Raw genomic sequence first — 11,106 nt, 5'->3', positions numbered from 1 at the left:
TTGCGAAATTTTTACTTGTCTTGACCCGCAGCACATGGTTATTCAAATGCATCGGACGGTAAGAGAGCCCGCTTGGATCTCTCCCCGATTAGTCGCCAAAACATCGCAAGGCCAAATATTCAAGACGCGCATAAGGCGTGAAATGGCAAGCGCAACGACAGCCAAAGGCTTGAAAGCAAATCAATGAGATCATCTAAGTCCCGGTCACGGAACAAGAACCGCAATCCACGCCCGTCGGGTGGTAACATTATCAACCGCGTGTTTGATAGCTCCGGTCCGGATGGTAAAGTACGCGGAACACCTCAGCAGATCATTGAAAAATATAATCAATTGCACAGGGATGCGCAGTTGGCAGGCGATCGGGTGAATGCCGAAAACTTTGCCCAACACGCCGAATATTACACACGGCTTCTGGCCGAGGCGCAGCGCGAGGTTGATCAACGGCGCGAAGAGCAAGAGGCGCAAAACCGCGAACGTCAGGCCGAACGGGACCGCGAACGCCAGGACCGGATCAGCGCGCAGGAAGCCGCCGCAAACGCGCAGCCTGACCATGCGCAACCGCAAGACGCAATTGACCAGCATGTCGATGCCACGTCAAACGATGATGGCGGTTCGGGGCTGGTGGACACCCCCGAAGAAAAGCCAAAGCCGCGCCCGCGCAAACCACGCGCACCGCGCAAGCCCAAGACACCGCCAAGCGATAACACAACAGAAGCCGCGGATTAAACGATTGGCCCTCCGGTTTGCGGGGGGCTTTTTCTTAGGCGGGGTTGTCGGCAATCCGGCGGGCAAGGGCGCAATAGGCCTCTAGTCCGATCTGTTCGCCGCGCTCTGTCGGTTTGATGCCCACTGCCGTCAAATGCGCTTCGATATCAGGGCTGACGGATTTCAACGCCGACCGCAGCATCTTGCGACGCTGGTTAAAGGCGGCGGCGACCACTTTGTTCAAAATCGCAGGATCCGCCGGAAAACGCGGCGCGGGCAGTGCGGTCAGATGCACCACTGCCGAATTCACCTTTGGTGGCGGGCTAAAGGCCTCGGGCGGCAGTTCAAGAACAATACGCGGATCGCTGCGCCACTGCGCAAGCAGGGCAAGCCGCCCATAGGCCTTGCTGCCCGGCTGCGCCACAATGCGTTGCGCAACTTCGCGCTGGAACATCAAGGTCAGGCTTTGCCAGAACGGTGGCCATGCGGGCGGGGTCAGCCAGCGCACCAACAATTCGGTGCCGACATTATAGGGCAGATTGGCGGCAACCTTGATCGGGGGCGTCAAATACGCAAGCGGGTCCACCTCCAGCGCATCGCCATTGATCACCTGAAACCGGTCCGGATAGGCATCCGAGATTTCCGCCAGCGCCGCCATGCAACGGGGATCCTTTTCAATCGCCAGAACACGGCGCGCGCCTTCGGCCAAAAGCCCGCGGGTCAAACCGCCCGGACCAGGCCCGATTTCAAGCACATCCGCCGCCGAAACATCGCCCGCCAACCGTGCAATCCTTGCGGTCAGATTAAGATCCAGCAGAAAATTCTGACCCAGCGACTTCTTCGCCGCCAGTTCATGCTTTGCAATCACGTCACGCAGCGCAGGCAGGTTATCAATGGTGCTCATGTCTTCTTTTTTCCCATAAATACTCCCCGCGGAGCGGCGTGCAAATTTACGAAATTTGCGCGCGACTATGTGCCATTCTTGCCGCCATACGCAGGGCCGCGATCATCGATGTCGGGTCGGCAATGCCTTTGCCCGCGATATCAAACGCAGTGCCATGATCCGGTGAGGTGCGAATAAACGGCAATCCCAAGGTGATATTGACGCCGCCTGCAAAATCCAAAGTCTTGATCGGGATTAGGGCCTGATCATGATACATGCACACAGCAACGTCATATTGCGCCCGTGCGCCTGCATGAAACATCGTATCTGCGGGCAAGGGGCCTGCAATATTCATTCCCTGCGCGCGCAAAGCGTCCAGCACGGGGGTGATCATGTCGATTTCTTGCATGCCCATCTTGCCGTTTTCGCCGGCATGCGGGTTCAGACCGGCCACCGCGATACGCGGCGCGGCAACCCCGAAATCGCGGCGCAGCGCCGCATGTGTGATCAGCATGGTATCGGTCAGCAGGCTGGCGGTCAGCTGGGCGGCCACTGCGTCAATCGCGATATGAATGGTGGTCGGCACAACGCGCAATGCATCACAGGCAAGCATCATCACAACGCGGTCGACCTTGGCCAAAGCCGCGAGATATTCGGTATGGCCGGGATAGGGGAAATCTGCCCCGTCAATCAGCGCGGCCTTATGGATAGGCGCGGTGCAAAGCGCGCTTGCCGCGCCGCTTTGGGTCAACGCGACCCCTGTTGCAATCGCGTCGATCACGCCTTGGGCATGGGCCGGATTGGCCGTGCCATGCGTGGCTGCGGGGCCGAAATCCTGTGCCAGAACTGGCAGCACATCGGCGCTTATGCCGCCCGCATCGGCGGCGTCGCGGACCACTTGAAACGGGGTGCCTGCGGGCAAATGCGCGGGATCACCAATCCATAACAGTGGCAATTCATTCCGCAGCGCCGCCCAAGCTGCCGCCGCAACCTCCGGGCCGATGCCCGCAGGTTCACCGCAGCTGATCGCGACGGGTTTCATCGGGCGGTGATCACAGCCGATGCACGCAAATCCGCGACCAATGCTTCGGCCAGTCCGGCAAGCCGCTGACTGACAATCTGGTTGCGCACAGTGCCCGCGTCGAGCCCTTCACTGCCGGCATGATTGCGCGCGCACATCATCAAGAACACCAATGTCTGCCCGTTGTCGCGGGTCAGGTTATAGGACACTTCGCCCGGATCAAGCCGCGCCAGTTCCAGTGCGACATCGCCTGAAATCTCTGACGGGGCGACGACCAGACGGTCAAGCATTTCGGCAGGCTGGTTGCGCGCAACCCCGTAAAGATCGTCGCAGCTATCCACGTTATCCTTAACATCTGCCGCGATCCGCAATGCCGCGTCGGACTGACCGCCTGGGATATAATAGGCCGCGTAATCAATGCTTAATGGCGGCTGTTGCGGGCGGGTTGCCTCGCGCATGCCGCGTTTTTGGAACAGGGCAATCGCATTGGGAATATCAATCGGTTCGGTGACTTCGCCCGGTGCAAGGTCAAGCAGGACCTGCTGCAATTGCGGCGGGTAGTTGGAAATTGGCAACCAGCCCAAACGGCCACCGTTTTCACGTGATGGCAGTGCAGAGACCTGGCGCGCGGCGGCCTCGAATTCGGCAAAAGAGCGCAATTGCGAGATTTCGCGCGCTGCTTGTTGTGCTTGGGCAATCCGGTCCGGCGGCGGTGCGATGATGATTTCGGAAAGCAGGACCTCGATCTGGGTCGGCTGGGTGCCGCGGGCCTGAATCGCGCGTTCGACATCGGCATCGGTCACGGTGACCTCGCGGCTATAACGCGCGCGGATATAGTCACGCCATGCAACCCCGACCTTTACAAAGTCGCGCAAGGTTTCAAGATCAACGTTGTTTTGCGCAAGAACATTGGTGAACTGCGGCAAGGTCATATTGGCACGGCCCGCAAAATCCTCGAGCGCGGTTTCAAGCGTGCCCGGGTTTAGGCGCAGTCCGACGCGGTCCATTTCCTGCTGCTTGAGCCGGTCTTCGATCAGTCCTTCGCGCGCGACCTCGTTCAGATCGCCAGGGGTGCGAAACAGTTCAAGCAGCCGCATGCGCTGGTCAAGCTCATAGCGGGTGATAACCATGTCGTTAACTGTGATCACAGGGGTCAGCTGCCCCTGCGCGCTGGCTTGCGTGCCAAGCGTCTGCGCAAAAGCCAGCATCAGGGCGAAATAGGTAAATACGCGCATCGGGGTCCTCGTTCTTATCATCAATTCCGGCAACTCGTGGCGCGGCCCGCTGCAGAACGCCCTGCAGAAAAGCCTGTCAAAGAGCCACTTAGCCCAAAAGTCGTGCTTGGATCAACTGTAGTGGAAGACGTATAGCTACGCGAGGCGGAAACGTCTATTTTCACACATTCGTTTTGCCATCCCAGTACGATCCCCGCGCTGACGGGGGAATCGGCGGCAATGTCATAGCGCCCGTCAAGTTCAACGCGCCAGCGGTCCGACAAAACAACGCCCGCATCAACGGTCCATTCCGACACGGTGCTGGTCAGGTTTTCTGCGGCATCCGCAGATTGCCAGATATAATGCGCCGCCAGCGAAACCCGTGTGTTTTGCCACGCAATACGCGCATCTGCGACCGTAAGCCCGTCACGGTCGTCAAACAATGCGCGCGCGTCAAACAAGAAACCGTTATTGCCCGCAATCTGCCCTGCAACCAGCCAGTCGGATTGCAACCCGTCCAAACCAGAGGCGCTGGTGAAATCTTCCTGCGCCTCGCTGCGCAAGATCCGTCCGAACGCCAGTGTCGTATCCAGCCCCGCAGAGCCAATGCGCGTATAGGTCAGCCCGACCGCCATCTGCCCGCCTGTTTCAACGGCGTCCTCGCCGGTGAACCGCGACAGATCAAAAAGATTGCCGCGGTCCAATTCGCTGCGGGTGCTGTCCTCGTTTGGGGGTGTATCGCCATAGGCATCGGCCCAAGCTAGGCTGACCACAGGTGTCAGCAAATGTGCGGCACCGCTGTCGCTATAAGCGGCCAAGGGCCAACGTAATGTGACCTGCGAGGATGGCACCACCTGTACTGCGCCCGCGGCATAGCTGCTGTCGTCTTGCACCGCATAATAATCGGCGCGCAGCGAAAGTTTGGTCTGGGCGACAAACCCGCCTGACAGGATGCGGCTTTCTTCCCAGCTGCCAAAGCCGCCGACCCGTGTTACATCGCGCCCCGCATCCCCGTCAGTGCTGCTATAGCGATAGGCGCTGTCGATACTGGCGCCATAGGTCAACGTGCCGCCCCATCGTGCGGGCTGGCGGGTCTCGTATTGGGCATCGGCAACGAGGGGTGGCAATGATGCATTTGATTCGTCGTCGCGCAGGGTCTGGTAATAGGTCAGATGCACCTGCTGCAGGCTGTCGGGCGTCGCACGTGTCACCGATATCGCGCTGTCGAGCCGGTCCTTTGAGGAATAGCCGTAGTCCTGCAAATAGGCGGTGTCGCTGACCGCTTCGATATCGAAATCCAGCTGGTAACCGCCGGAAAGTTCAAACGCGCCCTGCGCAAACACATAGGACCGGTTGTCATCCTCTAGCGTATCATCGCTGGCCGCGCCCTGTATCCGCAGGTTCCCGTTACGAAATGCCTGCCTGTAGATCAGTTCCAGCGTGCGCGTTTCCGCCGACACATAAGGCGTTAGCGTCAAATCGCGGTGATCGCCCAAGGTGATGAAATACGGCACTTTGATCCCGAAACCCAATTGGGTGTTATTGCGCTGCCTTGGGATCAGGAACCCTGTTGCCCGTTCAAGGCTTGGATCAGGCAGGCGCATCATAGGCAGCCAGAACACCGGCGCATTGCGAATGAACAGCGTTGCGTTTTCAAAGTATAATTGCTGCTCAACGCTGTCATGGACCACCCTTTGCGCACGGATCGACCAAAGCGGCGCCTGATCCGCGCAAACCTGACAGGATGACGCGACAGTCCTGTAAAGCTGCGAATAACGCCCGTCGATACGGTCGACCTGATTGGCCGCAAGTTGCAATTGCTGGTCAAGCACAATACGCGCGCCGCGCAATATCCCGTTTTCCAAAGTCGGATCCAACGCGCCGCTATCGGCAAGAACAACAGTGCCATCGGCCAATTGGATGACGATAGGCCCGACAATGCTCAGTCGGTCGCTGGCGCGGTCATAGGTAATCTGCGTCGCGGTCAGTCGCGTGCCGTCATAAAGCACTTCGATATTGCCGCTGGCGATCAACTGCTGGTCCGTGGTCAGCCGGACCTGATCCGCAATCAGGCTTGCCGCGCCCTGCGCGAGACCGGTCTGGGGAAGAACAAGCAGCAAAAGTATCGCAATCAGGCGCATCAGCCATCCTCGTTATGCAGCAAAATACCAAAGGCGATGCCGATCGCGGCCAATGGCGGCGCCCATGCCGCAAGAACAGCTGGCAATTGCCCGTTTTCGCCCAAGACCTGCGCAAAGTTGCGGATAAAGTAGATCACGAATGCAAGCAATATCGCAAACATCACCATCAGCCCCGTGCGCCCGCCGCGCTGGTGGCGCACGGTAAAGGCCGCGCCGATCAGCACCATCGCGACCAGAAATAGCGGCTGTGCCAGTTCGACGTGGAACCAGACTAGATGCCGCTGCGCGGAAAATCCGGCGGTCTGCAACCGCTTGATAAAGGTAGGCAATTCCCAAATCGGAATCGAGGAAGGCGTGCCAAAACTGTCGCGGATCTGATCCGGCGTTAGTGTCGATGTAATGCTGAATGTCGCGTGGCTGATCGCGGCGGCTTCGGGGTTTACGCCGGTGCCAAAAAACCACTGCTTTGCGTCGGTTAACGCCCAGGCACCAGGCACAAGCTGCGCAGTCTTGGCGTTGACGCGCTGTGTGGGCGTGCCGTCGCGCCCGAAGCGGATAAAGCTCACATCGGTCAGCCGCGTGCCGTCCAGATTTGCGCTTTGCGCACGGATCACGGATTGGCCCGCGTCTGTGCCTTGCCGCAGCCAAAGCCCCGAAGACCCGACAGACAGCACAGATTCGCGCCCGCGGAGCGCGCCGGAACGCGATTCATATTCTTTGGATGTGCTTGCCACGATCGGATTACCCACGCCGACAGCGATAACGCCGATCATCAAGGCAACGACCAAGGGCGCGACAAGCGCCCGCAGCGCGGAACGCCCCGCCGCGCGGGTCACCACCATTTCAGAAGAACGCGCCAGTGCAAGAAACAATGCAATCGCGGCAAGGATCATGATCAGCGGTAAGATGACATAGACGCCTTGGGGGATATTCAGCAACGACAACGCCAGAATATCAAAAAAACTCGCATCCGCCGTTGCATAGCGGCGCAATTGTTCAACGATGTCCAAGAACAACATGATCACAAAGAAAATGCCCAGAACGCCCAGAAACGTCATCAGGAAACGGCGCGCAAAATACAGGTGCAAAATCATGGCGCGACCCTCGCATTGCGGCGGCGCTTGAAGAGATGTGGGCGAGTGGCCCAAAACAAAAGGAACCAGATGATCAGAAATCCGGCCACAACCGGCAAATAGACTGCAAACCACAGCCGGTCATCGCTGCGTGCGGCGTTGATCCCTGCGGTTTCCATGGCTTTGACGACGACAATCAATAGAATCGCCGCGATTATCTGGCGCCAGACACCAAAGCGGCTGAACCCCCCGACCATCAGCGCAGAAAAACCCAGCAGTGCTGCGACCGTCCCCAGCAGGGTTTGGCTGAACCGGTCATGGCCGCGCGCTATCAGCACAGCGGCGCTGCGGTTGGTTTCGGCGATAATTTCTGGCGTGGGCCATAGCAATTCGGCGGTTGAAAGATGGTTTTCCTTGCGTTTGGTCGATCCTTGGGCCGTGAACAGGCTTCCGATATTATAGGCAAAATCGTCAAACGCGGTCGTGGTCAGCCGCTCGGTGCTTGTGTCGAACACCTGCACCAGCCCGTCGATCATGACCAATTGTGTCTCGGCGGTGTCATTCACCAAAAACGCGCGCGTGGCGGTATAGGTGACCTGTTCCTCGGGATTGCGGATGTCCGACAGGAAAATATCCTGCAATTCGCCGGCCTGTGTGATGTCGCGGATGTAGAAGGTGATCCCGTTGACCGGCTCGATAAACTGGCCTTCGGTCAACAGCCGTGCGGTGATGTTGCGCGAAATATCCGCCTGCCGCTGATCCAGCCGCGCAGAGCTGAGCGGTACAAGGTAATGCATCAACAGCGACATGAGCAAAGCCACAATCAACCCGAAATAGAACACCGGACGCGCCAGACGGAACGCGGAATAGCCCGTGGCTTGCACCACTACCAGTTCAGATTCGGTTGTCATCCGGTTGGTCACATAAACTGCCGCCGCAAATGCCGCCAAAGGCAGCGCAAGCCGGATCACCGATGGCAAGGAAAGCGCGGTAAATTCAAGGAAAACCCCCGCCGATTGCCCGTCGGCGATCAGCTGGTCAAACAGAACAACCGCCCGGTTGATCCAGTAGATCAGCACCAGAACAAGGCTGAAAAAGCCAAACATCACCATCAATTGAGACAGCAAGTATCGGTCGAACTTGGCCAATCGGATATCCTTGTTGCAAGCGGGGCTTGTATATCTGCCAAGCTATCGCATTCACAGGCGGGATTGAACAGCTATCTGGTATTTACGCAGGGCGCGCGCTACCAATGCGCGAAACATATCCACCCCAAGGAGCCACCATGACAACGCCCGCCGAAATTCAGTTCAAAGACGTCAATCTTGATCAACTTGCAACGGCCCGCGGGGTTATTGCCATTTTTGTTGGAGAAGACGGCAAGCTTGACGCGGGCGCGCGCAAGGTGAACACGCTGACGCGTAAGGCGATCGCGCGGTTTGTGGATGGCGAAAAGTTCGAAAAAATGGCGCAGGGCGATGTAGCGGTGCTTGCCTATCCGGTCGGGCTGGCGGCGGAAACGGTGCTGGTGGCCAAACTACCGCGCCGCCCCAGCGAGGCACAGGCACGCAAAGCGGGTGCACAACTGGCCAAGCTGATGGGTGACGCCGATATCACCGTGGTCGCGGGCAGCATTGCGCGCGCGGATGAAATCGCGCTTGGGCTTGCGCTGCGTGACTACCGTTTTGACAGCCATAAAACAGGGGACAAACCCGCCAGAGGCGCGGTGACCTTTATGGTGGCCAAACCCGAAGCTGTCGCAAAATCCGCCGCCCCGATGGCCGCAATCTCTGAAGGCGTGTTTTTCACCCGTGACCTGACGAACGAGCCCGCCAATATCCTGACCACGGATGATTTCGCGGCGCGGCTGGCGGCGATGCATGAACTGGGGCTGGAGGTCGAAATCCTTGAAGAAGATGATCTTGAACGGCTCGGCATGGGCAGCTTGCTGTGCGTCGGGCAGGGGTCTGATAGCCCGAGCAAGGTTGTTGTCATGTCGTGGAACGGCGGCGGCGATGAGGCCCCGTTTGCGCTGGTTGGCAAAGGGGTGGTGTTCGACACTGGCGGGATCAGCATCAAACCGGCTGCAGGCATGGAAGACATGACCATGGATATGGGCGGCGCAGGTGTTGTGGCCGGTGTCATGCGCACGCTGGCGCTGCGCAAGGCCAAGGCCAATGTTGTCGGGCTGGTTGGGCTGGTCGAAAACATGCCATCGGGCAATGCGGTGCGCCCGGGTGATGTGGTGAAATCCATGAAGGGCGACACGATCGAGGTGATCAACACCGACGCCGAAGGCCGTTTGGTGCTGGCCGATGTGATGTGGTATGCGCAAGAACGGTTCAGACCAGTGGGCATGATCAACCTTGCCACGCTGACAGGCGCTATTCTGGTTGCATTGGGCCATGAAAACGCAGGGGTATTTTCGAATTCGGATGATCTGTCGGATGCATTCATCAAAGCCGCAGGCGCCGAAGGCGAAGGCGCATGGCGCATGCCGATGGGCAAAGCCTATGATGATATGCTCAAATCGCGCATTGCAGACATGAAAAACATTGGCGGGCGCATGGCCGGATCGATCACCGCCGCGCAATTCCTGCAACGATTCGTCAAAGAAGATGTGCCGTGGTGCCATATCGATATTGCCGGTGTGGCTAGCGTGAAATCCGAAACCGCACTTGCGCCTGCGGGCGCGACTGGCTGGGGAGTGATGGCGCTTAACCGGTTGATCGCGGATAAATACGAAAACTGATATGGGCGCGGCCAAATTTTATCAGCTTAAGGAAAGCCCGCTTGACGTGGCGCTGCCCAAACTCGTCGTCATGGCGCGCGCGCAAGGCCTGCGGGTGCTGATCCGCACGGCTGATCCTGATTTGGCCGCGCGGCTGGACGCTGTGTTGTGGAAAGGGCCGGATGCATCGTTTTTGCCGCACGGGATCGCGGGCGGGCCGCATGATGACGCGCAACCCGTGCTGATCGGCGATGTACCTGTTAAGGGGTTTGACTATGTAATTTGTGTCGGCGGGGCCGATCTGACCGCGGCAGAGGTCACAGCGCTGGCGCGCAGCTGTATTATGTTCGACGGCTGGGACGAGGCGGCGCTTGCGCATGCACGCAGCCAGTGGAAGGCCCTGACCGATGCGGGATGCACCGCACAATATCACGCGCAAGAAGACGGGCGTTGGGTGCTAAAGGCGCAAAAGAACTAGCCGCCGCAAAGCGCGCGCAGCATGTCCCAGACCCAAAGATTGCCCTGTACCCATTGTGCCGCGGCCAATGTCAGGCAAAACGCACAGCTTGCCATGACCGCGATGACCGTCGGGTGCAATTGGCGGGTTTGATCCATTGCAGCAGCTTCGCGGCAAATCATTAAGTGCGGGTAAATTGCGCCGGCCTTAGAAGGTAAAACTTGAATCAAAATCTTCGGGCAGTTCAGTGGGGGCAGGGGCGCAGGCCGCCAATACCAAGAGAGAAAGAACAACATATTTCATCGGGTCAACACCATGTAATTGTTCGAAATTTCAATATGCGCAAAGCGGTTGAGATAGGACATTCCAAGCAATGACTGATCCATCGTGCCACCATTCACAAACGCTGGCACCGCAAGATCGGTCTGATCGCCCAATGAGACGCGGTCAAGCGTGATTGTGGCGGTTGAAACGCTGCCATTGGCTGTCATCGCGACCCCGTTATAATCCAGCGCTATCGGGTCAAACCCCAATGCGCGGGCGTCCGATTGGGTCAGCACAACGCTGCTGGCGCCCGTGTCGATCACAAATGCAACGTCGACACCGTTTACCTGCAAGGTCAGATAGTAATGCCCGTCGCGCGCCAGCGGCACAGATATCCGCCCGTCGGCGCGTTGCGCCTGACCGCCCGCCACGTCGCGGCTGATATCCCCCCAAAGCCCGTAGGCCCCGATCACCCCGAGAAAAATAAACAGCCAGATCATGGCCTGTTGCACTGTCCGGTTCAGGTTTTCGCGCCCCGAGACCAGAACCGACCCCGCAATCGCGAGCCCCAAGATCCCAAGATACAGCGCACGCGCGATTTGATCGCCGGTCATGAT

General features: G+C 58.6%; 11 protein-coding genes. 3 read left to right on the top strand and 8 right to left on the bottom strand.

Annotated features, from left to right (window positions below):
- Nucleotides 1-183 precede the first annotated feature (183 nt).
- Nucleotides 184-726: a DUF4167 domain-containing protein gene (locus tag BM320_RS07780; protein WP_090198551.1), complete on the top strand. Its 543-nt coding sequence runs from the start codon at nt 184-186 to the stop codon at nt 724-726.
- Between the two features lie 34 nt (nt 727-760).
- On the opposite strand, the gene rsmA is transcribed toward BM320_RS07780, so the two are convergent.
- Genes rsmA through lptF form a run of 6 tightly spaced genes read right to left on the bottom strand, consistent with a single transcriptional unit; the run spans nt 761 to nt 8,185 of the window.
- Complete coding sequence (gene rsmA, locus BM320_RS07775; protein WP_090198549.1) at nt 761-1,609, bottom strand: 16S rRNA (adenine(1518)-N(6)/adenine(1519)-N(6))-dimethyltransferase RsmA; 849 nt, start codon at nt 1,607-1,609, stop codon at nt 761-763.
- 46 nt (nt 1,610-1,655) lie between these two features.
- Nucleotides 1,656-2,630: a 4-hydroxythreonine-4-phosphate dehydrogenase PdxA gene (gene pdxA, locus BM320_RS07770; protein WP_090198546.1), complete on the bottom strand. Its 975-nt coding sequence runs from the start codon at nt 2,628-2,630 to the stop codon at nt 1,656-1,658.
- Nucleotides 2,627-3,844, bottom strand: coding sequence for a peptidylprolyl isomerase (locus BM320_RS07765; RefSeq protein ID WP_090198543.1), 1,218 nt, complete (start codon nt 3,842-3,844; stop codon nt 2,627-2,629). Before BM320_RS07765 ends, pdxA begins: the two co-directional genes overlap by 4 nt.
- A gap of 20 nt (nt 3,845-3,864) precedes the next feature.
- Nucleotides 3,865-5,964, bottom strand: a complete 2,100-nt coding sequence (locus BM320_RS07760; protein ID WP_090198540.1) for an LPS-assembly protein LptD — start codon at nt 5,962-5,964, stop codon at nt 3,865-3,867.
- Nucleotides 5,964-7,058 carry an LPS export ABC transporter permease LptG gene (lptG, locus tag BM320_RS07755; RefSeq protein WP_090198537.1) on the bottom strand — a complete coding sequence of 365 codons (1,095 nt, stop codon included), beginning with the start codon at nt 7,056-7,058 and terminating at the stop codon, nt 5,964-5,966. Before lptG ends, BM320_RS07760 begins: the two co-directional genes overlap by 1 nt.
- Nucleotides 7,055-8,185: an LPS export ABC transporter permease LptF gene (gene lptF / locus BM320_RS07750; RefSeq protein WP_278246420.1), complete on the bottom strand. Its 1,131-nt coding sequence runs from the start codon at nt 8,183-8,185 to the stop codon at nt 7,055-7,057. Before lptF ends, lptG begins: the two co-directional genes overlap by 4 nt.
- Before the next feature lie 137 nt (nt 8,186-8,322).
- Here lptF and BM320_RS07745 point away from each other — a divergent pair, with 137 nt between their 5' ends.
- Nucleotides 8,323-9,789, top strand: a complete 1,467-nt coding sequence (locus BM320_RS07745) for a leucyl aminopeptidase (RefSeq protein WP_090200465.1) — start codon at nt 8,323-8,325, stop codon at nt 9,787-9,789.
- A gap of 1 nt (nt 9,790) precedes the next feature.
- Nucleotides 9,791-10,246, top strand: coding sequence for a DNA polymerase III subunit chi (locus BM320_RS07740; protein ID WP_090198534.1), 456 nt, complete (start codon nt 9,791-9,793; stop codon nt 10,244-10,246).
- Here BM320_RS07740 and BM320_RS16390 read toward each other — a convergent pair.
- Together BM320_RS16390 and BM320_RS07735 are read right to left on the bottom strand one after the other, a co-directional pair.
- A complete protein-coding gene (locus tag BM320_RS16390; protein ID WP_165615008.1) occupies nt 10,243-10,383 on the bottom strand; it encodes a hypothetical protein in 141 nt (46 codons plus the stop codon). The two genes, BM320_RS07740 and BM320_RS16390, sit on opposite strands and share 4 nt — an antisense overlap.
- Before the next feature lie 141 nt (nt 10,384-10,524).
- A complete protein-coding gene (locus BM320_RS07735; RefSeq protein WP_090198532.1) occupies nt 10,525-11,103 on the bottom strand; it encodes a retropepsin-like aspartic protease family protein in 579 nt (192 codons plus the stop codon).
- Between the last annotated feature and the right edge of the window lie 3 nt (nt 11,104-11,106).

Origin of the sequence: Yoonia tamlensis (assembly GCF_900115105.1) — a bacterium.
GTDB lineage: Bacteria > Pseudomonadota > Alphaproteobacteria > Rhodobacterales > Rhodobacteraceae > Yoonia > Yoonia tamlensis.
Note: the sequence above shows the minus strand (reverse complement) of the source record. Positions and strands in the feature narration are given on the sequence as shown.

Excerpts from the sequence above, each read along its gene's own strand:
- BM320_RS07780 (WP_090198551.1), top strand. The coding sequence starts at position 184 with ATGAGATCATCTAAGTCCCGGTCACGGAACAAGAACCGCAATCCACGC.
- rsmA (WP_090198549.1), bottom strand. The coding sequence starts at position 1,609 with ATGAGCACCATTGATAACCTGCCTGCGCTGCGTGACGTGATTGCAAAG.
- pdxA (WP_090198546.1), bottom strand. The coding sequence starts at position 2,630 with ATGAAACCCGTCGCGATCAGCTGCGGTGAACCTGCGGGCATCGGCCCG.
- BM320_RS07765 (WP_090198543.1), bottom strand. The coding sequence starts at position 3,844 with ATGCGCGTATTTACCTATTTCGCCCTGATGCTGGCTTTTGCGCAGACG.
- BM320_RS07760 (WP_090198540.1), bottom strand. The coding sequence starts at position 5,964 with ATGCGCCTGATTGCGATACTTTTGCTGCTTGTTCTTCCCCAGACCGGT.
- lptG (WP_090198537.1), bottom strand. The coding sequence starts at position 7,058 with ATGATTTTGCACCTGTATTTTGCGCGCCGTTTCCTGATGACGTTTCTG.
- BM320_RS07745 (WP_090200465.1), top strand. The coding sequence starts at position 8,323 with ATGACAACGCCCGCCGAAATTCAGTTCAAAGACGTCAATCTTGATCAA.
- BM320_RS07740 (WP_090198534.1), top strand. The coding sequence starts at position 9,791 with ATGGGCGCGGCCAAATTTTATCAGCTTAAGGAAAGCCCGCTTGACGTG.
- BM320_RS16390 (WP_165615008.1), bottom strand. The coding sequence starts at position 10,383 with ATGGATCAAACCCGCCAATTGCACCCGACGGTCATCGCGGTCATGGCA.
- BM320_RS07735 (WP_090198532.1), bottom strand. The coding sequence starts at position 11,103 with ATGACCGGCGATCAAATCGCGCGTGCGCTGTATCTTGGGATCTTGGGG.